A 21,390-nucleotide genomic window follows, 5' to 3' on the forward strand; every position below is an offset into this window, starting at 1 on the left:
CTCGAGCTGGCCGAGCGAGCTACCGCAGCAATCGGCGCGGGTGCGATCGCGGTGGCCTGCGACCTCAGCGACCGAAGTCAATAGCGTCGTCACAGCAGACTTCATGCTCAATCAGCAGACTCATGACCCGGTTCGAAGGTAGCGACGCAGTCCGGGGATGGCGAAGTCGACCTTGCCGTAGCCGGCGCTGATTCGATCAGGCCTCCTGCTATAAGTCTGTTCCGGTACTTCGAGACCACGTTGGGCTTGGACTTGATGGCTTGCCCGATCTGAGCAGCTGTCAAGGGCCCCTTGATGGCTTGCCCGATCTGGGCAGCTGTCGAGGGGCCGTCCTCCCCTGCCATGGCATTTAGGAATGCACGGTCCTTTTCGGAGATGTCTGACAGCGCGGCCTCGACGACAACCAGCGTGCTCCGTCGCTGCGGCGCCGCGATGGCTGTACGGGCGCTGTTCTGGTCCAAGGTCCAGTCGGCCTTGTCAGCTTCCATCCAGAGGTAATAGCCAACGAGCTGAATGAGGAACGGGTAGCCCTCGGTGGCCTCCGCCGCCTCGCTGATCAGGTTGGGAGAGACATCAATATCGCCCTGGCTGAAGAGGTCCCGGTAGGAGGCAGTGACTTCGGCAATGGCGGCCTCGTGAAGGTTGATCCTGGCGGCTCGCCGGAGGAAGGTTGCCCGGCGAACATGAGGCCGATGGGCAGCCCATCGCGGATGAAGTGCTGTATGTCGGAGGCCAGCTGGGAGATTTCAGTCCGGTCGACGGCGTGGATCTCGTCAATAGTGATGACAAGGCCTGTACCTTTCGCTTCCAGCAGCCGCAGTAGCTCCTCCCCGGTCCGACGCCAGTCGGGAATTCGTTCTTGGGGGAGCTGAGTTGTCAGCCCGAACCCTGCAGCGGAGAAGGCGGTGATCTTCCGCGTGGGCGGGCCGTCCCCTAGCTCGTCGACGAGCCAGAGCATATCGTCGCCGATCTTCGCCAAGAAACTGTGATTGGCCGTCCTGGAGATCACGGCCCAGCCGTGCTCTTTCGCGATAGCTTCTGCTGCGCTCAGCATGACGGTCTGGTCGATGCCTCTGGACCCGGTGATGATGGTGAGAAGCCCGGGAGCACCCGAACCCAGATGAAGGCCGTACTCAAATTCGTCCAGTGCGGCGCAACCAAACCAGAACAGACCGGCCCGAAAGTGCACACCGATGAAGTTGGCCCGGGCAACTACGGGTAATTGATTATTCGTTTCGAACTAATCCGTCGGTTCCGAGATTTGAACTGCTGGACCGACGCGTCGCACAAGGCGTGGGTCGCAGGTGAGATCAAGGATTCGTACTCATCGAAGCGAAGCACAGAGCCAGCTATCAGGAGTGCCGCCAGCTCAACTCTGCAAATTTCTGGAGGCCGGCAAATCTAAACTCGAGCATCTGGGCTAGCTGAGCTTCTGCGTCGCAGCGGTCAACGACACGCTCCGGGCTAGGGGAGATAGACCAATCGCCGCTGGCTGCACAGATCTGTCTCTCAAGCCGTTGCGGTGCGCGCTTCCCCTCACGGAGTGCGCTACTTTGCCCGAGCCGGTGCCCAGATTCAGTAGCGCGTATCGCCGGGGACGCAGGTAAAAAAGGAGGGCTGCTCGACCGGCGTAAGCGGAACGACAAGCCACCGGCCAGCATAGAACTCCACGTAGGAGTCCGAAGAGCAACAAGCATAGGCTTCTTCTCGTGTCACGTCGATCAATTCCTTTCAAAGGGAGAAGTGAAGGTGGTCACGTGACCAAGTCTAGTTCAATTTGGTCGGTTGAACAAGTCGTTTGACCAGACTGATGTCTAAGAAAGGATATTGGCCTATTTTCAGACCCCTCCCCGGCCCATTTCGCCACGCCGATAATGAAGATTCCGTCAACCTGCTGTGTGCAGAAGAGGCATTTGCTTCCTCACCAAGTGTTCCAATGGAATGACCTTGAGAGGGCCAGGGCTTGGTCAATCCGGCCTATCCGTCTGGAGATGGCTAGCTGGTGGTGGCGAGCTGGAGCCTTGAGTTACTTGCAATCTTCAGAGCTAGTCGAACGGCAAGGTCTTGTAGGCGGTGTCTTTGCTCATGTTCCAGCCGGCCACGATGCCGGAGCCGATCATTTGGTCACTAAGGCGGGCGAGGCGGTAGGCAGGGTCGGAGTCGAGGGCCAGTTGGAGGAATTGGTGTGCTTTACTGCCTTTGCCTTCCCACCAGTTGATGTAACCGATGGCCGTCAGGACAGGTGCTGAGTGCTCTGCGCTTGTGCGGGTGTAAGCGTGGAGAAGCAGTTGTTGTGCCCACTCGATGCGTGACCACTTCGGCGCCTCCTCGGTTTGGGCAAACAGGACCTGCTGCATGGGTTCGTCGAGCCCTGGAATATCTGCGAGGAGACGGTCGCGGATCTCTGGGAACTGCAGGTTTGCGACGAGGGCGTGGCAGTCTTCATCGCTGGGGAGGTTCTTGGAATCGAGCATGTTTGCCCAGAGTTTCCGGCCATGCTGGAGCGCTGCGTCGGTTGGTTGGGTCCTGATGCTTTCTATTTGGTGTTCGACGGCGGTGGCCTTGGCTGTTTCCTGGCCGGTGGTTGGGAGGGCGATGTGGTTGGTGGGTTCGATGAAGCTGCCGCGGTAGATGAATTCGGCGTTGATCGCACTTGTCTGGGTGGAACTGACGGGCAGGGCGAGGCTGGTGCAGGGTTCGTCGTCGTAGGGTGAGAAGGTTTCGTCTCCGACGAAGAGCCCGTCCCGGATGGTGATGCCCTGTTCGGCGAGGACCCCGGTAAGCGCGGCGATGGTGCCGGCATACGGTTTGGCCTGTCCGTGGTGGGCAGTTTCCTTGGTGTAGACGGCGAAGAGGATCGATGTGGCGGTCGTGTCGCTGGTCAGGTAGTGGGCGACGGTTCGTGCATACGGGAGTTCCTGGCCAGGTTGGCCGGGGAGGTCAATGCGTAGGGTCGCGCCGATGCCGTTGCTGTTCAAGGTGATGCAGACCAGGCTTTCCTGTGGCCAGAAGCCCAGGGTGTGTCCGATGAAGCTGAGCACATCTGATGGTGTCTTGATCGTGAGCTTTTCCATGATCCTTTGGTTCCCTTCACCCTTTGTGTTGCCGTGTTTTCTGCGGTTGTTGGTTGTGGGTGTCGTTCTGGTAGGGGACCACCCGCTGGGCTGAGGGGCCGGAGTGCAACTTGGGGAACCGGCGCCGGGGGCGGAAACTTCATCTGGTGGTAATGCGTCGCCGTTCGTATGACGAAGTTTTCGATTCCGGGGTCGGCGCGGTAGCGCCCTGGTTGCGCGGAGGACCCGCTCAGCGATCATGGGCATATCAGAATGACAAGCAGCGATGGAACTTTTACTGGTCCATCTACGCCAGGGAACCGGGCGGCATGACTTCGACTTGCAGCCCGAGCAGAATTTCCTGAACGTGCTGGATCTCTTCATCTACCGCTCCAGAGATCGACACCAACCGATTAAAGGGCTACGCCCCGAGGGCCGACAGTCTGGTATTCGTTTCGGCACCGCACCTGTCGTTGACGCCGAGTTTCTTCAGTGCGCCGGGTTCGATATTCAGCTTCCCGACCCGCAGACCAATTTGCTTGGGTCTGGCGCACGAGGTGGTGGTTTGGGCCCAGGTGTCGACGGTCGACGGAGGCCAGGGAGCCGATTGAAATACCGTTACGCCCTGTTCACCCGAGAACTAGCCGCCGGCGGGTGGGGGAGGTGTGGGGGCCGAGCAGGTTCCGGGACTCAACGAACTGTTCCTGGAAATGATCCGTGAAGCAGTGTTCTCAGGTGAAATCTTGACGACTGAAGAACTGTTGGTCCTCGAACGAACATCAGCGGTTCTCGCGGCTCCGGGATACTTCGATGATCTTGTTCTCACGGCAGCTTCAATTCCGGCGGTTGCCGTTCCGGGCGTCAGAGTCCCGTTGTCAGAGGGGCAGCGCGTCCGAAAATGCGGACATCGCCGCAAGCCCGGTCACTACCGTTCCAACTGCTCTGTGTTGAATTAGTCGTGTTGACGCTGTCAACGTATTTTCGCTTGGACTGGCTTTTATAGCCCTCGTATCGGCCCGGATCACGTACGTTTCCGCGGGTGCCCAGTGTTTGTAAGGGCTGGAATGCAGTTCGAGTCCCACCTCGGGCACGTGTTTTCCCTGTTCAGGGGCTTGTAGGCCTCTGAGTGTGCACAAATGTTCACATGTGGGCCCCTTCGGGCCCCTTTTTTTGTTCGCCGTGCCTATGACCGCCGGTCTCCTTCTCCTGCTTTGGCCGGTGTCGTTTCGTATTCATTCATGGTGGGGAGCATCCGGAGCTACATGACCTGGACGGTGCTGGGGGGAGGGGCTGCCCTTTCCCATTGCTATTCCTGTGCTCACGACTGTTCATGTCGAAGTTGGAAGGTAGCGGCATGACCTTTGAACTACTCGGATGGTTCCGCAGTCCAAGAACTTGCAATAGGTTAGTCTGCAATGTTGGCGCGCAGTGGCCGAACCTCGGGTGCGTTACGTCTCGGAAGCCGCTGGTTTGAAGACCGTCCAAAGGAACACACCCAGATATAGCGTGTTGAGGTACAGGTATATTCCAGCCTTGTTCGACAAGCTGCCACCAGCGCCTGGTGGCGGACTGCGCGCCGGGAGGGGGCCACGGGTGTTAGACGTCGCAGTGGTTGATGGTAGTGGCGTCGTTGCCGGTGACGATGCGGGCTTTTGCCGTGGTGCCTTGATTTAGTTCCGTTGGCGCCCGTGAGGACCCGCACCGTGCGCAGCCCGGCTTCGATGCCCGCGATGATGTCGGTGTCCATCCGGTCACCGATCATGACCGTGGTTCGCGCATGGACCTGAGTCCGGTTCATGGCCGAGCGGAACATCATGGGGTTCGGTTTGCCCACAACGTGCGGTTCGCGGCGGGTGGCCTTGGTAATGAGGGCCGCGACGGAGCCCGTACCGGGCACCGGTCCAGCCCTGGATGGACCGGTGGCGTCCGGATTGTTCACAACCTCCGCAAGAGTTACAGCTATGCCCAGGCGCTCTCCTAGGAGGCGTGTCGGGCGATTGGCGAGTCGATCTCCAGCGCGGGGCTGTCGACGGCCGGGACGCTCATGAGAGCTCCCGGAGGATCTCGTCCGCGGCCCGGCGACCGGAGCGGATGGCACCGTCCATGTAGCCGTTCCAGACCGTGGAGGTCTCAGAGCCCGCCCAGTGGATCCGGCCGACCGGCGCAGCGAGGGCTGGGCCGTACTGGGTCCAGCCGCCTGCGCCGAGTCGTCCGCCGTAACAGCCGCGGGTGAACTCTTCAGCGCTCCAGTCCTGTTCGATGATGTCGAACGGGTGCGCTGCCTTCGGGCCGAAGTACTTTACCAGCGCTGCGATGACGAGCTCGCAGCGCTCCTCGGCGCTCATCAGGCCCGCGGTGCGGGCGTGGGCGCCTTCGAGGAAGCCGAGCAGCACACCGCAGGAGGCGTCGTCCGGGCTGTTGTCAAAGACGACGTTAAACGCGTCGTCGAGGCTGATCACGAAGCCGCTCAGTCCGTCCTCGCGCCAGAACGGGGCGTTGTACCCGACCTGGAACTTGATCACCGAACCGGCCGGCATTTGCTGGGTGAGACCGTCGCGCAGCGCGGGCAGCGGCGGGACATAGCGCAGCCGGCCGGCCAGCGTCTGCGGTACGGCGACAACGACACGCTCGGCCGCAACGGCGCCCCCTTCGTACTCAACGAGCACTCCCGTCTCGTCCTGACGGATGGTCCTGACCACGGCGTTGAGCCGGACCGCGTCGCCCAGTTCCGCGGACATCCGCTCGGAGATCTGGTGGGTACCACCGACGACACGTCTCTCCTGTGCGCCCCCTGTGGTCGCGACGAGCGTCTCGAGGCTGGTGCCGGACTTGACGTAGAAGAGGAAGTGCAGGAACGAGAGCTCCGCAGACTCCGCGGAGAACAGTCCCGGCACGAGCAGGCGGAAGAACCGCCGCGCGATGCTGTCCTCAGTGTTGGCGACCAGCCAGGCGTCCAGCGTCTGCCGGTCGAGGTCCTGCGCGCCCTCGGTCTCCCACGGTGCGTCAGCGGTGACCGTCGAGGCCAAGGCCTCCAGTTGTTCCCAGAGGCGGCTGACCTCCATCGCGGACTCCGGCGGAAGGCCCCACGTCTCGTCGGCGTACCGCACGACGTTGCCATCGAAGACCATCAAGGCATCGCCCTCATCGAAGCTGGGGAAGGTCTCCAGGCCCAGTTCGCTGATGAGCTCGAGTGCCACGTCCTGTGTCCCGCCGACCCACTGGCCGCCCATCTCCACCGGCACACCGTTGCTGAGAAAGCCTCCCAGCCTGCGGCCCGCGACCCGGTCGCGGGCCTCCAGCACGACCACGGTCCTGCCGGCCTCCACCAGCCTGCGGGCCGCACTCAGGCCAGCCAGGCCCCCGCCCACGACGGCAACGTCCACATCACGCATCTCGAGATCCTCCAGACTAAGTCATCCCCGAGCCGGCAGACGTCCTGGACCGCTCCGGCTGGCGCCAAAGACACCAACAGAACGCCCGCCGGCACCACTACAAGAAAGGACAGCAGCCGAAACAAACGCGACTGTGTACTAGGCGGGCTTGGCGTACGAGGCCGCGCTCATGATTTCGTACCCGACGAACGTCTCGTCGTTTTCAACCCACGCATCGTGGCCTGGAGGGATGGCGTAGGCGTCACCGGCGTGGATTGTGGTGCGGGTCCCGTCTTCCAACTGAACCGTGAGTGTGCCGGCGGTGCAGAAGCCCAGATGGTTGCTTTGGCAGCTGTCGGTGTGGACCACGGTCTTGACCGTCTCGGACCACCGCCAACCGGGCTCGAAAGTGAACCTGCCCAGCGTGGTGCCACCAATGTTGACGACGTCGACTTCTGTCTTTGGCGGACGGCGCTTCTCATCCGGTTCGTTGAAGGACTTTGATTCAAGGGTTGTGACAGTTACTGCAGGCATGTTCATTTCTCCTCAACAGGGAGTGGTTTATAACTGTTCCTCCGGAAGCGCGATTGGTGCTCCGGGAATGCAGGCCCGGCGGGGCCCGGGACGACGTGCCGTAAAGGGCTGAACCGAACTTTCTCAGGTTGCTCTCAGCCTGAGGCGCTGTCAACACGTGCTATTGGCTTTAGCGACGCATCATCGGGACCGACCCTGAGCGGAACTGGTCCGCGTTGACCTCGATTGCGCCAGGCCGAGGTGGCCGCCCAAGGTCATGTGAGAGCCCAAAGCATCCAGGCAATTTATGTGGTTGTGAAGCGTACCAATCATCTGAGGGAAGGCCTCGACGTCAGCCACGCGAAAGTAGCGCCGGAAGCCCTGGAGCAGCTCCGCGCATGCTCCGAATCCACCGTCTGCCGGCCATCACCGATCCGCTTCAGTCAGAGAGTAGGCTCCGCATTGTGGCGCCTGCCGCTGAGGTGGCCAACCTTGGAAGGCCTCGACGGCGGGGAGGCGGCTAAGGCGGTACGCCGCTTGACCGCTCTGGCGGCGGCCCGACCTCTGGTCCCGGTTGCCCGGCCTCCAGCCCGAGTTGCTGGACGGGCGGCCGGGGCCCCCTTTCTTGCCATGGTCTACGAAGCATGGTCATGCCTAGGCAAGTCGGTGGTGGAAGCCTCCACGGGGAACCCTGCGTCTTTCCACTCGGGGTAGCCTTCCTCCAACCGTGCGGCTTGGATGCCGTGCTGATTCAAGGTCCGGACGGCATTGTCCGCGAAGACGCAGTACGGGCCCCGGCAGTATGCCACAACGATGCGATCGTTGGGTAGTTGATCCAGCCGCGTCTCCAGCTCCTTAAGCGTCACGGACATCGCGCCGGCAATGTGGCCCGCCTGGAACTCGGCCTCTGGCCGGACATCAATGACGATCAGATCACCATCGCCTATCCGCTCACGCAGTTCAGCGCGGGTCATGGTCATCATGGTTGAGCGGTCGCCCAGGTAGGACGTGGCAAGTTCATCCAGCTCGGCGAGGTGTTCGCCGGCCACCTCCCGGACGGCAGCCCAGAGCCGGGATACGGCGGGCCCGCTAAGTGAGTAGTAAATTCTGGTCCCCTCGCGCCGGGTTTTCACCAATCCCGCGCGGAGCAGTTGCTGCAGGTGCTGTGACGTGTTTGCGATCGTTTGGTCGATTTCGTGAGAAATCCCATCAACCGGGCGCTCGCCCTGAGCGAGGATGTCCACGATCTCCGCCCGCCTTCCGCTGCTAAGGACCTTGGCAACGGATGCGAATCCGTCAAAGAGTTCCCTTTTTGCCTTATGGCTACCTGGATAGTGACCCATGGGAGTCTGACTGTCCATGTCCTCGGTGCTCTTCCCGGGCTTGTTCATCGGCCTAACCTTCAGATCTAGTCAAGAAACTACTTGACAATGTATCTCCTTCCGGAGGCGTATTCAAGCATTCCCTTGAATATGGTTTGGACTCCTGGTCCTGACCCCACGCTGAGTTGAGGTGAACAACGATGGAGGGCGCACCGAACCATGAGCGACCAAAATGATGGAGTCCTTCTGTCGCCGCCATGGCACGGGCCCGGGTGTAGTCTGTTGCGCAAAACCATCGTCGTCATGAACGAAGGCGGAGGGAGTTATGGAACCAAGGGTGCTTCAACATGATTCCCAGGGTCAGGGCGAGCCGGTCGTGCTCATCCCCGGTGGCCTCACGGGGTGGCTGTCATGGATCCCCCACCAGGAGCGGCTGGCTGGCAGGTACCGTGCGATTCGGATCCAGCCGATTCACAACGAGCTCGGATCAGCAGGCCTTCCCGGGGAGCCGGGCTACACGGCGGAGACTGAGCGGGAGGCCCTGCGGCTGACGCTCGATGCGCTGGGTCTCGAAAGCTCTCATTTGGTGGGCTGGTCAGGCGGAGGCAAGTCATCGCTCGAGTTTGCAATCGAATACCCTGATCGCGTCCGCTCCCTGACCCTGGTGGAGCCAGCCGCGTATTGGATCCTCGAACAGCTCGGCGACGGGCTCGAAGACGTCGAGCGCGTGAATTCGCTGGTACACGGATTGTTCGGTCGCCCGGTTACTGGGGAGGATCTGGCCATGTTCCTTGAGCTGGCCGGCTTCGTCCAGACCGCCCGGGACGCGCCATCGCACCCCAACTGGGACCGATGGCTAAGCCACCGGATGGCGTTGTCCTGGCAGGGCGAGGCGCTCGACCATCCGGAGCGCACGGTGGGGGAGCTGTCGGGCATTACCTGCCCTGTGCTGCTGACCAAGGGGACGAGGACGGCCGACTGGCTCAAGCGGGTGGTCGATGTTCTCGGGGAGCGGCTGCCGAAGGCGTCAGTCGTGGAGCTCGACGGCGATCACGCCCACCACATCGAGAGCATCGACGCGTTCCAGCGGGCGCTGGGGGCGCACCTGACGCGCACCCAAGGCGCCCAGCCGGCGTGAGCGAACGGCCATCTCAATCGTATAGGGGTGCTGCTGATGGCACCTCCACCAGCACCCCAACGACGACGGACAGGGCACCAGCACTGGAGGCTGCAACTGTAGCCAGACACGCCCCGATGGTCCATGAGCTGCACCGGACGTCTTCGCGTACGATGGTGCCGCGGACCCCAGCGAGCCGGGCGGGAGAGCTCTGGACGTCCGTGATTTACTTTTTCACGAGTCGCGCAGGGCCTGGACAACATGACCTGATTCGCCCGGTGCACGACACAGCGCCCGGCTGGATTAAGGGAGTCAGTCCGTCGTCTGAGTGTCAGTGGCGTGTAATCGCGGGGCCCCGCATTCCGCTGTAGGCTGCCACGACCCCCACCAGGAAAATGAGGACGGCGAGGTAGATCAGGCCGAGGTGACCAAGCGTGGCCAGACCCCACGGGTAATGTGCGGGCAGGGCCACTGCCAGTCCGACGACCGGGACGATAACCGCGGTGGCAAAGGCCCACCATTCTCCTCGGCGCACTCCGAACCAGGACAGCCCTGCGACAGCCAGGCCGGTCGCAGCGATGAAGCCGCTGACCGCGATGTGCAGATGGCTGATGTAGTGGTAAAGCTGCGGGCTGAACGCCTCGATCTCCGCCTTCCCCTTGTCCACTTGATCGGGTCCGATGCCCAGCTCAAGGAAGGCGTCCGTGAAGTTCATTATCAAAAAAATCACGGCGTACCCCACGAAAGCCAGCCCGGCCAGCGTCATGAGGCCCGCCCCTGTCCGGAGGCGGGACTGTTGCTGGTGTGGAGTTTGGATGGTGGACACGGCCACCACCCCCTTTCTTATTCAAGTAGGTACTTGAATAAGATACCCGTAACGGTAGTCTTGTCAAGAGATATCTTGAATAGGATGGGCGAATGGGCGACCAGCAGGACAAGGATGCGCACTACGACGTCCTCGTAGAAGCTGCCAAGGCAGGCTATTGGCCGCGGAAACCCTACGTGTCAGGGTTGGATGAGGCCAGCGGCTCATAGCAACTTCGTCTAATCCGTAGGGCGAGAATCAGGAACATCACCAATGTCTATCTCCACGATTTCCCCGGTGCGGGAAGTTGGGTCCATGAGCAATGCTGGCCCCCGCGCCGGTGGGCCGTCCCCTCGAAGGTCGCTCACTCCGGCACAAAAATTGGCGTACTTGGATGCGTATCGCAGGCCTGTGACGACGGCACCGGCGGCGGGGCATACCTGCGCCGCGAGGGCCTGTATTCATCCCAAATCACCGAGTGGCGCAAGCTCCGCGACGCCGGCGTCCTGGAGGGCAAGAAGCCCGGGGAAAAGATCGGCAAGCCCACTGCCGAACAGGCAGAAATCGGGCGTCTACGTCGGCAGCTTGAGGTGAGTGAACGCAAGCTGGCACGGACCGAAGCTGCGTTGTCGATTATGGAAAAAGCACGACTGCTTTTGGAGGATATCTCCGAAAGCGCGGAGCAGCAGCCCTGGTACAAGAAACCCTGATGGGCGCCTACACCGCCCTGACCCAGGCGGATTTCCCGACCAGGGAAGCAGCCGTGATTGCCGGGGTCTCCAGAGCCACAGCAACCCGTAAACCCCGAACCCCGGCGGAAGACCCTCCGCTGGCCCCGGCACCGGTAAATAAGCTCTCAGCGGCCGAGCGCGCACACATCCTGGCGACGGTGAACTCGAACGATTTCATCGACCTGCCGCCGGTGCAGATCTATGCCCGGCTCCTGGATGAAGGCATCTACTTGTGCTCAATCTCCACGTTCTACCGCGTCCTGGAGGAGAACCGGCAGGTCAAGGAACGCCGCCGACAGGCACGCCACCCGGCCCGGGCCATCCCGGAGCTGGTAGCGACCTTAGCCGGGCAGGTTTACACCTGGGACATCACCAAACTCGCCGGCCCGATCAAGGGCAAATACTTCGACTGCTACATGATGATCGACATCTATTCGCGCTACATTGTCGGCGCCTACGTCCACGCTCAAGAGTCCGGCGAACTGGCCATGGAAATGATGAAGGAAATCTTCGGCATCCACGGCATCCCGCAAGTCGTGCACGCGGACTATGCCGATGACGTCCAAGACAGTGGCCGCGCTGCTCTCGCACTTGGAGGTCACCCGGTCCCATTCCCGGCCCCGGGTCAGCAATGATAATCCGTACAGTGAGGCTTGGTTCAAGTCACTGAAGTTCGCTCCCATGTTCCCCGAACGCTTCGGTTCCCTGCCTGACGCCAGGGCGTTCATGGACTCCTTCGTCGACGGCTACAATCACACCCATTGCCACACCGGAATCGCCCTCAACACCCCGGCAGATCTGCACTACGGACTGGCCGCCGGCAAAGCCCTTGAACGCACCAAAACCCTCGCCGCCGCACGGGCAAAAACACCCGAACGATTCACCACCAACAACGACTCCAAAATCCTCGCCATCCCCGACGCCGCCTGGATCAACAAACCAGCAGAGAAAAACCACACAAAAGCAGCAGCCTAACTCCCACTGGCCTCATTCACCTTCAAATTCCGGAGGGAGGCCATACCTGGACTGTGCTGGGCCGCGACAATCGGGTGGTGGAGCTGAGGTGTACTACTGATGTGAGACACAGTTTGAAAGGATTGTGCCCATGTCTGCTCGACCAACCTATTCCGATGAGTTCAAGGCTGATGCTGTTGCGTTGGTGATTTCCTCGGGACGTTCGCCGGCTTCGGTTGCGCCGGAACTGGGGATTTCCGTCACCGCTCTGAAGCGCTGGGTACGGCTGGACAATGAGGGCCAACAGGAGGGCGGGGGCAAGCCGGACGATCCGGTGGATCCAGCGAAATATAGGGCACTGGAAGCCCGGCTGCGTGAAGTCGAGAGGGAAAACGACTTCCTAAAAAAAGTTTCAGCGTTCTTCGCCAGAGAACAACGGTAGAGGATCTCTACCGCCTTGTTCAGGCGAAGAACGCGCAATTCCCCGTCCAATGGATGTGCCGCCGGCTGGGCATGTCCCGGGCCTCGTATTTCCGGTGGCTGGACGCGGACGAGTCCCCGACGGCGGCCCGGCACCGGGAGCTGACGTAAAGGTCATGTTCGATTCCTCGGACGGGATATTCGGGCACCGTATGGTCCATACGAAACTGGCCGCCGCCGGCATCGAGGTATCGGTCGGAACCGTGGCGGTCATCATGGCGGAGAACGGCTGGTCCGGCTGGTCTGGCACCGGACACTTCATCCGGATCGGATCCTGGGGCATTCGATCTGGCGGCGGAAACATCAGCAGCGCGCACGATACTGTCATTACAAGGCCCGCGGCCATACCCCATAAACGCGACTGTCCTTCTAGGAGCGATCTTCATTGACCATGCGGGCCACATGGAGGGTGAGGTAAGTTACCTCATCCTCGGTGAGCGGTTCGCCAAGCCTGAGTTCCAGGACAGCCTGAAGCTTGAGAGCTGTGGCATACGCGTCCGGGTAGGAGTCCTGGATAGCGATGCGTAGTTTGCTGGCCCCCTCGTCCAGCTGCTTGCCGGAGCCTGCCCGCACGAAGAAGTAGCGCAGATGGGTAATAAACCGGGCCGCATTGACGGTGTCGCGGTCGAAGGGCCGTCCGTAGGCCTGGTCGAGCACCTCAAAAAGCTGTGTGAAGACGCCCGTCATCTGATAGGTGTAGGAAAGATCGCCGGTGGCGAAGGCGGCGTTGACGAGGTGCAGCGCGATGGCAACTGCCTCGTCGTCGGCCAGCGGCTTCTCAAGACGGGCGTTGACGAATTCCAGGATGCGTCGTGCCGCCCTCAGTTCGGCGGGGTAGAGATGGGACACTTCGGCACGAAGGGGGTAGTCGAAGTCGATGCCCTGGCGCATCCGTTTGATTGCGAAGCTGAGGTGGTCAGCGAGAGCCACCGATAGTACGGTGCTTGCCGGGATATGCATCTCGGCACGACCGGCGTCGAGGGCTTCCTCAGCCAGCAGCACATGCTCGGGCGGGATCGCAGCGACCATGGCACCCAGGTGATCGGGGTCCCTGCCGTCCTCGGGCACGAAGGTGCGCAGCACCTTGGACGGGTCGATCTGCTGGCCGGGCTTGGCCTGGAAACCCAGGCCGCGGCCGGTAAGGATCACCTCGCTGCTGCCGCTGCGTGCGAGAACCACGTTGTTATTGAAGACGCGCAGGATTTCCACGTCGTTGTTCTCCTGCCTTCGAAGGATACGCGGGGCGGGAGCCTGGCTGACTCCCGCCCCGGACGGGGTCAGCGCAGGACTGTACCGTTGCTTGCGATTACGTCCCGATACCAGCCGAAGGACTTCTTCCGGTACCGGTTCAGCGTACCGGAACCGTCGTCGTTGCGGTCCACATAAATGAAGCCGTAGCGCTTGCTCAACTGCGCGGTGGAGGCGCTGACGACGTCGATGCAGCCCCAGGAGGTGTAGCCCAGGACCTCGGCACCGTCGGCGATGGCCTCGCGGACCTGGACCAGGTGGTCATTCATGTACTGGATCCGGTAGTCGTCCTCCACGGTTATTTCACCGTCGGACTCCGCCAGGACGTCCTTGGCACCGATGCCGTTTTCCACGACGAAGAGCGGCTTTTGCCAGCGTTCCCAGTAGTCGTTGATGACGACGCGCAGCCCCTGGGGATCAATCTGCCAGCCCCATTCGGAGGCTTCCAGCGTCGGGTTCACCACACCGCCCATGATGTTTCCCGGACCCGTCTCCACCGAAGGATCCGCAGATTCACAGATGCTCATGTAGTAGCTGAAGGAAACGAAGTCCACGGTGTTGAGCAGGTCTTCGCGGTCCTGGTCGGTGATATCCAGGTTGATGCCGTTGTCGCGGAAGTACCGCAGCAGGTAGCCCGGGTATACGCCGCGGCAATGGATGTCGCCGAAAGCGTAGCTGGCATGGGCCGTGTCCATGGCCTTGACGACGTCGTCCGGGGACGGTGTCAGGGGGTAGACGGGCAGGGCAAGGATCATGCAGCCGATCTGGGCGTCGGGCATGATCTTCCGGGCCAACCGGGTGGCCCGTCCGGAAGCTACCAGCTCGTGGTGGATTGCCTGGTAAAGGTCCGAATCGGTCAGTTCCTCGCGCGGCGTGGGGATGCCCCCGGAGAGGAAAGGGGCGTGGATCACCGAGTTGATCTCGTTGAACGTCAGCCAGTACTTCACCCGGCTGCCGAAACGCTCAAACAGCGCCTGGCAGTAGCGCTCGTAGAAACCGATCAGCTGGCGGTTGGTCCAGCCACCGTACGTGCGCGCCAGATTCAGCGGAGTCTCGTAGTGGCTGATGGTTACCAGCGGCGTGATGCCATGCTTCTCCAGTTCATCCAGTACCCGGTCGTAGAAGGCCAGGCCTTCCTCGTTGGGCTGTTCGTCGTCGCCGTTGGGGAAGATGCGGCTCCACGCGATGGAGAAGCGGTACACCTTGAAACCCATCTCGGCGAAGAGCGCGATGTCCTCCGCATAGCGGTTATAGAAATCAATCCCCACCTGCTTGAGGTTGTCCGGCGTCGGTCCCTCCGTGGGAGGGGTCATGATGCCCTGGGGCATCACGTCCTGGATGGACAGGCCCTTGCCGCCCTCGTTGTAGGCGCCTTCAAGCTGGTTGGCGGCGGTGGCGCCGCCCCACAGGAATCCTTCGGGGAACGGCCCGGTAGCGGACTTCGTGGTTCCGTTGCTCATAAGCTGCGGTGGTCCTTTCGTTCTTTAGGTTCAGAGTTCGACGTCGAGCGCGGGGGTACCGTGCGTCAGGTGCCCTTCGCCAACGGGTATGACGGCTGTCAGGGCCTTGGTGTTCGTGACCACCATTAGCGTCGTGGAGTCGTAACCGGCCGCCCGAATCTTGGCGCGATCCATCGTGGCCAAAAGCGCCCCGGCCTCCACGCGCTGGCCCCGGGTCACGGCCGCTTCGAAGCCGTCGCCCTTCATCTGGACGGTGTCGATGCCGATATGGACCAGGACCTCAACGCCCTCATCGGACTTGATGCCATAAGCGTGGCCGGTCTTCATCACGGCCTGTACGGTGCCGGAGATGGGCGAGTAGACACGGTCTTCCTCGGGCACGATACCTACGCCGGCACCCATGGCGCCGGAGGCAAAGACCCTATCCTGGACATCAGCCAGAGCGACTGTAGCACCGGTAACGGGGGCAAGAACGGTGATGCTGCGCAGAGCGGGACCTGGCGTACTGCTGGCGGTGTGGCCCGTCGCCGGAGAATCCTCAGCATCGGGGCGGGTATCGGCGCCGTTCTTGTCTGCGTCAGCCGTTTCGCGGGGACCGAAGACGAACGTCAGGATAAAGGCGATGAGAATTGCCGCAGCCGTTCCCACCAGCAGCAGTGCGAAATTTCCGACCGTGGCAAAGGCAGGCAGGGCTAGGACTGACGGGAAGACAAAGGCGCTGGAAGCGCTGCCGCCTACCGCGGCAATGGCGCCGCCCACGGTGCCACCGGCGATACCGAAGTAGAACGGCTTCTTCAGCGGCAGGTTCACGCCGTAGATTCCCGGTTCGGTGACACCGGCCAGGAATCCGGAGAGCGCAGCGGGCGCGGCCACCCCACGCCGGGCGGCACTGCGGGTGCGCAGTGCAACAGCGACCATGGCAGCGGCCTGGGCCAGGACAGCGGGAAGCAGGGGTGCCATGAGGAGGGAGTGCCCGGTGGTTGCCAGATCGTTGGTAAAAATCGGGACAAAGCCCCAGTGCAGGCCGAAGAGCACGAAGACCTGCCACAGGCCGCCCATCACGGCGCCTGCCAGCCAGGGAGCAAAGGAAAAAATTGAAGTGATTCCGGAGGAGACACCCTGAGATACGAACGTGGTGGCGGGGCCTACCGTAAGGAGCGTCAGCGGAACCATGATGGCAATGGTCAGCAGCGGGGTGAGGAAGTTCCGAACCGCGGAGGGCAGGGACTTCAGCAGGAAACGCTCCAAATATCCTTGAAGCCAGACAGCCACGATGATCGGGATCACGGAGCTGGTGTAGTTCATCATCACGAGCGGGATTCCCGCGAAGTCAACAGGCTGTCCGGCGGTACCTAGCGCGATGATGCTCGGGTAGACCAGGGCGCCGGCAATAGCCATGGACGTGAACTGGTTGGTCTTGAACCGGCGTGCCGCGGTGACGGCCAGGAACATCGGTAGGAAGTAGAACAGTGCATCCGCGGCGGCGGAAAGGATCACGTACGTCTGGTTGGTCGGGGCAACCCAGCCGAAGGTCGTGCCCATGCTCAGGAACGCCTTAAGCAGGCCGGCGCCGGCCAGCGGCCACAGGATGGGCGAGAAAATTGCGGACACCATTTCAATGAAACGGTTGAACAGGTTGCCCTCGGGCGGGGCTTCGTGGGTGGTGTCCTCATTGCCGAAGCGGCTGATCTTGCCGAGCCCGGCGAAGACCACGGGGACATCGTTGCCGATGACCACCTGGTACTGGCCGCCGGCCTTCATGACCGCAATGACGCCCGGCAGCTTCTCGACGGCGGCCGTATCGGCCTTCGCCTCGTCGCGCAGCCGTAGCCGCAGCCGCGTCGCGCAGTGAGTGGCACCCACCAGGTTATGCTCGCCGCCGACACCCTTCAGGATGTCTGCGGCCAATGTCGTGTAGTTCACGGAAGCCATGGCAGTCCTTTCTGTCCGTTCCGTCTTCCGGGCATAAAAAAAGACCCAAGACGCACGTCACCGTGTGTCTCAGGTCTTGCCTCGTGTCCGAGTAACAATCCTTCAGGCTGCATCGCCTGCTGGGGAAAGCGTAGCCGTGATTCCGGTCACGTGCAACTCGGCCCCGCACGGACCGGCCTTGCACGGACCGGCCTTGCACGGACCGGCCTTGCACGGACCGGCCCATGCTCGGGTCAGAGGAGGCCGAGTTCGGCGAAGGCGGCTACGAGGCCCTCCTGTTGCGGGCCGGCAGCGGTGCGGTCAGCGATTGCCATGAGTTCGGGCAGGGATCCTTCGATGGCGACGCCGACCCCGGCGTAGGCGATCATCTCCAGGTCGTTGGCGCCGTCGCCTATCGCAATGGTGTCCTCGCGGGCGATGCCCAGGTGCGCGATGGCGGCCGCGATCCCGTCGGCCTTACTGATCCCGCGCTGGTAGAGTTCACCGGCGTGCCGGCCGTCGTCGGCCACCGAGTTGGCGACGACGGCAATGCCCTCTCCGATGTCCGCCACCAGGCGTTCCATGGCAACGGGGCAGTCAAAGACGGAGACCTTGGCGAAGGGCACCGTGGTCCGGTTTGTCGTGGGGCGCACCGCGTCGAGAATGGCGGAGGAACCCACCGGGCCTTCCGGGGCCTTCCGGAAGTGGGCATCAATGATAGCCCGCAAGCGCTCCGCAGCCCCCGGCGGGACGTGTAGGGCTTCCTGCGCCTCAAGGATGTACACGGCGTCGTGCGCGTCGAGCGCCGCGACCGTTCTCGCGGCCAGGTCTGCTGGAAAGCGGCGATCCACGAGCATACTCCCGGCCACCTCCACGTAGGCCCCGGCGCTGGCCACCAGGCCGTCGAAGCCTGCGGCGAGAATACTTGAGGGCAGCATTGACACGGGCCGGCCGGTGCACAGCAGGACCCGGTGGCCGGCCGCCCGCGCGGCACGTACGGCGCGCACATGGCCCTCGGGGACGACGCCGTAGTCCGCGTAGGTGCCGTCCACATCGAGGAAGACAGCGCGGACAGTTCCGATAGTGCTCTGTTTAGCGCTCATGATTCCGGATCATACCGGTGAAGCCAGGCCTTCTCCCAGCCGGGGTATCTGCGGACGGATTTGACGCGGACCGCACCACTTCTGCACACTGGTCGTGGATATGTAACTGGTCATCCAGGCAGGATCCGACCCCCGGGCTGGTGCCCGGTGCTCGGGTCCTTTTTTGTCCCGCAGCTCGGTCCGGCCTTTCCAGAAGGCAGGCCATGAGCAGCGGCGGCTCCGCCTGGGCCACCCTGCCCGGGACCACCGCCGGAACCACCGGTGTGCCAGGGCAGGGCCGTGTGCCTCCCCGGGCCAGGCATGCAGCCGCCCGGCATCCACCCGTCCCTGAAAAACAACGAATGGAACACACGGTGACTGAACGTACCGCCACCATTGCCAGCCGCGTCGGCCTGCACGCCCGCCCAGCGGCCATCTTTGCCGACGCCGCAGGCGCAATGGACCTCGATGTCACCATCGCCTATGCGGGTGAACCCGCGGACGAGGCACTGGATGCCGCCAGCATCCTCTCCCTCATGAGCCTAGGCGCGTCCCACGGCGACGTCGTGGTGCTGCGGGCCGGGGGAACCGGCGCTGAAGAGGCCTTGGAGAAGCTGGTCAAGATCCTCGAAACGGACCACGACGCCGAATAGTCCGCTGTGCTGTCGGCGACCCTCGACGCCGAGCGATTGGCTGGTCCTAGTGGCCTCCGGCGGCGTAGCGACCGGACGGTGTTTTCTGCAGCGCGGCGGAAGGCCCGGTCCATGTTCCAGCCGGCGACGGTGCCGATCATTTGGTCGCTGAGCCTTGCCCGGCGGTAGTTGGGGTCGGCGTCGAGGGCGAGTTGCAGGAACTGGCGGGTCCCTCTGACTGTGGCCGCGGTCTGTGGCTGGTGCCGCGGTGGCCTGTAAAGTTGTGTGGGTGGCGGGCTAGGGTCCTGGCTGGTGGGCCCTCCGCCTGCTGGCGTCCTGGGTTGTCGGTCCTCTTTGTGGCTTGTTCTGATGGCCCTTGTTGGCCATCACTCATTCATGGCTACGGGTTGTGTTGACGACATGACCTAGGGAAATTTCCTTCTAGCTTTTCCTCCAATAGCTGCTTCCTGTGGGCCAAGCAGAGCGCGCGCATCGCGGGTTTGTCCGGCCAAAGGGGGTGTGTAGATTGTGCACACGCCCCTGGACGGGCATCCGCTCGGCGTGCATTGCGGTCCTTTCCTGCAACTTTTCGGCTGGTATCAGTTCATGCGTCCTGGCGTTCTGGGTGACATGACCTGAGGGAAAATCGGTGTCTGTCGCGTTGTTAGGATGGCTGGCCGCCCAGTTGGCCATCACGTGAGTCCTCCCGCTCTTTCTCTTGCTTCAACGACGTGTTCCATTTTCTGGGCGTCGTTTCCGACGTGGGCAGGCGGAGCCCTCGTTTACGCTGATGCCCTATACGATCTGAGCTTTGGGTACATTCCACTGCAAATGCCACTCCCTGGCGGCGCGGATACGAGGGCGCTTCACCTCTCGCAGACCGTGCGAACTGCCATACGCCAAAGCTAATGGCACGGGAGCCATGGCGGCCTGCGGACTTGGCTCCGCGGCACGTCAGGCACTCCCGTCGCTTGCGGGGAGCACTGCCGTGGCGTAGGCATGGCTGGTCTGGACGATGCCGGTGACGGTGTCGAGTTCGGTCGCATTCCGTGGCCCGTAGATCATAACCATCCCGCGGGCGAGGCGGATGCCCGCGAGGGGGTGGGCGACGGCCCATCCCTTGGCGATTGCGTCGCGGCTCAGCGCCAGCGGCAGTGCCAGATGCAGAGAACCGTCGTAGTCGGGGTGAAGGTGTGCGAACTCGCCAACTTGTGGCACGAGGAACGCATCAAGCGGCGCCCCCGGCCCCCGTTCGACCATGAAGCCAGATGCACCGGGTACGGAGATGGCTGACTGACGGGCGGTTACCCCTGGCAAGGCCGTGATGCTGCTGAGGAGTTGCTCTCGGATATTGAGGGGGCTGTTGTCGGAGCGTTGCTCCTGGGGAATCGACCAGGAAACGTCGGGCCGGGAACCTTGGCGGGTCGGAAGCTCCCCGCCGGGAAGGGTATCCCACCTGCCGGGCCCGGAGGGCAGAATTCTGCGGAGGGCGAGGAACTGCAGCCGCTCTGCGATCCAGCCGCCGAGCTCGGCAACGGTGGTGTTGGTGAGCCCGTGGCCGCCGGGGTCGCGGCGTGCGTAGCTGGGGGCGCCGGAATCGCCGAGCAGGTAGGTCCAGGTGCGGTCCAGCAGTTCGCGGGGGATGACTGTGTCCGTTTCGCCCTGGGCTATAAAGACCGGCACTCCGGCCAGGCGCGCAGGTGAGGTTGGGACGCCGGCGTCGAACGGTAACGTTCCGTACAGGATTGCAGCGCCGGCGAAGCGCTGCGGATCGGCCAGAAGCAGACCACCGGCGAACGCGGCGCCGCCGCTGAAGCCAACGAGTATGACCTGGCGGCCCGCGGGTGCCGTTTGGTCGAGCCACTCCCGGAACCAAGCCATGGTCTGAGTGAGGGACTCCGCGACCGGGCGGCCGATTCCGCGGTTGGCGAACCAGGCGTATCCGCCTCCGGCGGGGATCGGTGCGCGGACGGCTGCGTACGATGGTCCGGGTGGCAGGTGTCCGGCTAGGCCAATGATGCCGGTCTCGTCGGCGCCGCGTCCGTGCAATAGGACCACAAGAGGACGGTCGGGGGCGTCCGGGCTGTGCCAGACGACGGTAGGTTTGCCGAAATCGTCATTCATGAGTTGTCCTTCTCAGCGCTGGCTGGGGCGATGCGGCCGGCGGTGGGCACGCCGGACCATCGGGCCAGTTCGGCGTCGAGCTCCAGCGGCTCGACAGGAGCGGTGTTCTCGTACTCGCCCCAATGCTGCCGGGGAAGCATCCACATAAGTTCGAACTCGTTGCCGTCCGGATCTGCGCCGTAGATGCTCTTGGTGGCGCCATGGCTGGACTGACCGGTGTATGCGCCAGCGTCCGTCAAGGTCCGGCGGGCCTCGGCGAGCTCATCGATGGTGTCCAGCTGCCACGCGAGGTGGTAGAGCCCGACGCCGCCACGCACCTTAGGCGCCGCGGCGGCGCCTAAGCCGAAGAGGCCGAGGTCGTGGTGGTTGCCGGAGCGGGGCAGCCGCAGGAATGCAGCGTTCGCAGCCGGTTCGCGGGCGACCACTTCCATGCTGAAGACGTGGGTGTAGAAGCGCTCGGCCCGGTCAAGGTCGGTGACGAATAGTACGGCGTGGTTCAGCCGGACGGGGGAGACTGGCATCGGAGGTAATTCTTTCTCTATTTGGGGCCATGAGCGTGCCTCGGGAGCCGGCCAGAATGAAGGCGG

16 protein-coding genes and 2 pseudogenes are annotated in these 21,390 nt (G+C 62.8%); 4 read left to right on the top strand and 14 right to left on the bottom strand.

Annotated features, from left to right (window positions below; genetic code table 11):
• Window positions 1-107 precede the first annotated feature (107 nt).
• From CXR02_RS23075 to CXR02_RS19935, 7 genes and pseudogenes are all read right to left on the bottom strand, one after another.
• Window positions 108-488: a hypothetical protein gene (locus CXR02_RS23075; RefSeq protein WP_258061140.1), complete on the bottom strand. Its 381-nt coding sequence runs from the start codon at window positions 486-488 to the stop codon at window positions 108-110.
• Window positions 489-556: 68 nt separating this feature from the next.
• Window positions 557-1,189 carry an ATP-binding protein gene (locus tag CXR02_RS23080; protein WP_258061141.1) on the bottom strand — a complete coding sequence of 211 codons (633 nt, stop codon included), beginning with the start codon at window positions 1,187-1,189 and terminating at the stop codon, window positions 557-559.
• An 856-nt stretch (window positions 1,190-2,045) separates the two neighbouring features.
• Window positions 2,046-3,074: a DUF4192 domain-containing protein gene (locus CXR02_RS19910; protein ID WP_104063563.1), complete on the bottom strand. Its 1,029-nt coding sequence runs from the start codon at window positions 3,072-3,074 to the stop codon at window positions 2,046-2,048.
• Window positions 3,075-4,458: 1,384 nt separating this feature from the next.
• Window positions 4,459-4,986, bottom strand: a pseudogene (locus CXR02_RS19915) (HAD hydrolase-like protein); the annotation flags it as partial.
• A gap of 109 nt (window positions 4,987-5,095) precedes the next feature.
• A complete protein-coding gene (locus CXR02_RS23085) occupies window positions 5,096-6,445 on the bottom strand; it encodes an FAD-dependent oxidoreductase (protein WP_104063565.1) in 1,350 nt (449 codons plus the stop codon).
• 138 nt (window positions 6,446-6,583) lie between these two features.
• On the bottom strand, window positions 6,584-6,958 hold the full coding sequence (locus CXR02_RS19925) for a cupin domain-containing protein (RefSeq protein ID WP_104063600.1): 375 nt from the start codon (window positions 6,956-6,958) through the stop codon (window positions 6,584-6,586).
• A gap of 614 nt (window positions 6,959-7,572) precedes the next feature.
• On the bottom strand, window positions 7,573-8,328 hold the full coding sequence (locus tag CXR02_RS19935) for a metalloregulator ArsR/SmtB family transcription factor (protein WP_219816458.1): 756 nt from the start codon (window positions 8,326-8,328) through the stop codon (window positions 7,573-7,575).
• A 268-nt stretch (window positions 8,329-8,596) separates the two neighbouring features.
• On the opposite strand from CXR02_RS19935, the gene CXR02_RS19940 reads away from it, so the two are divergent.
• Complete coding sequence (locus tag CXR02_RS19940; protein ID WP_181037305.1) at window positions 8,597-9,397, top strand: alpha/beta fold hydrolase; 801 nt, start codon at window positions 8,597-8,599, stop codon at window positions 9,395-9,397.
• Window positions 9,398-9,707: 310 nt separating this feature from the next.
• Here the strand turns inward: CXR02_RS19940 and CXR02_RS19945 are convergent, their stop codons facing one another.
• Window positions 9,708-10,202, bottom strand: coding sequence for a hypothetical protein (locus CXR02_RS19945; RefSeq protein WP_258061142.1), 495 nt, complete (start codon window positions 10,200-10,202; stop codon window positions 9,708-9,710).
• A gap of 294 nt (window positions 10,203-10,496) precedes the next feature.
• Here CXR02_RS19945 and CXR02_RS19950 point away from each other — a divergent pair.
• Window positions 10,497-11,887, top strand: a pseudogene (locus CXR02_RS19950) (DDE-type integrase/transposase/recombinase).
• Between the two features lie 130 nt (window positions 11,888-12,017).
• Window positions 12,018-12,308 (top strand): transposase, encoded by a 291-nt coding sequence (locus CXR02_RS19955; RefSeq protein WP_104063567.1) that lies wholly within the window; start codon window positions 12,018-12,020, stop codon window positions 12,306-12,308.
• Between the two features lie 407 nt (window positions 12,309-12,715).
• Here CXR02_RS19955 and CXR02_RS19960 read toward each other — a convergent pair whose 3' ends face one another.
• The 4 genes from CXR02_RS19960 to CXR02_RS19975 all read right to left on the bottom strand — a co-directional run bounded on the left by CXR02_RS19960 (window position 12,716) and on the right by CXR02_RS19975 (window position 18,068).
• The gene (locus CXR02_RS19960; RefSeq protein WP_104063568.1) at window positions 12,716-13,555 is read right to left on the bottom strand and encodes a PRD domain-containing protein; all 840 of its coding nucleotides are present in this window, start codon (window positions 13,553-13,555) and stop codon (window positions 12,716-12,718) included.
• A 68-nt stretch (window positions 13,556-13,623) separates the two neighbouring features.
• Window positions 13,624-15,054 carry a glycoside hydrolase family 1 protein gene (locus CXR02_RS19965; protein WP_104063569.1) on the bottom strand — a complete coding sequence of 477 codons (1,431 nt, stop codon included), beginning with the start codon at window positions 15,052-15,054 and terminating at the stop codon, window positions 13,624-13,626.
• A 30-nt stretch (window positions 15,055-15,084) separates the two neighbouring features.
• A complete protein-coding gene (locus CXR02_RS19970) occupies window positions 15,085-16,986 on the bottom strand; it encodes a beta-glucoside-specific PTS transporter subunit IIABC (protein ID WP_104063570.1) in 1,902 nt (633 codons plus the stop codon).
• 233 nt (window positions 16,987-17,219) lie between these two features.
• Window positions 17,220-18,068 (bottom strand): HAD-IIB family hydrolase, encoded by an 849-nt coding sequence (locus CXR02_RS19975; RefSeq protein ID WP_104063571.1) that lies wholly within the window; start codon window positions 18,066-18,068, stop codon window positions 17,220-17,222.
• A gap of 353 nt (window positions 18,069-18,421) precedes the next feature.
• On the opposite strand from CXR02_RS19975, the gene CXR02_RS19980 reads away from it, so the two are divergent.
• A complete protein-coding gene (locus CXR02_RS19980; RefSeq protein WP_104063603.1) occupies window positions 18,422-18,700 on the top strand; it encodes an HPr family phosphocarrier protein in 279 nt (92 codons plus the stop codon).
• A 933-nt stretch (window positions 18,701-19,633) separates the two neighbouring features.
• On the opposite strand, the gene CXR02_RS19985 is transcribed toward CXR02_RS19980, so the two are convergent.
• Together CXR02_RS19985 and CXR02_RS19990 are read right to left on the bottom strand one after the other, a co-directional pair.
• Window positions 19,634-20,803 carry a luciferase family protein gene (locus CXR02_RS19985; RefSeq protein WP_104063572.1) on the bottom strand — a complete coding sequence of 390 codons (1,170 nt, stop codon included), beginning with the start codon at window positions 20,801-20,803 and terminating at the stop codon, window positions 19,634-19,636.
• Complete coding sequence (locus tag CXR02_RS19990) at window positions 20,800-21,324, bottom strand: VOC family protein (protein WP_104063573.1); 525 nt, start codon at window positions 21,322-21,324, stop codon at window positions 20,800-20,802. The genes CXR02_RS19985 and CXR02_RS19990 overlap by 4 nt, the downstream gene beginning before the upstream one ends.
• Between the last annotated feature and the right edge of the window lie 66 nt (window positions 21,325-21,390).

Source organism: Arthrobacter sp. 4R501, assembly GCF_002929755.1.
In the GTDB taxonomy this organism is placed as follows: Bacteria; Actinomycetota; Actinomycetes; order Actinomycetales; family Micrococcaceae; genus Arthrobacter.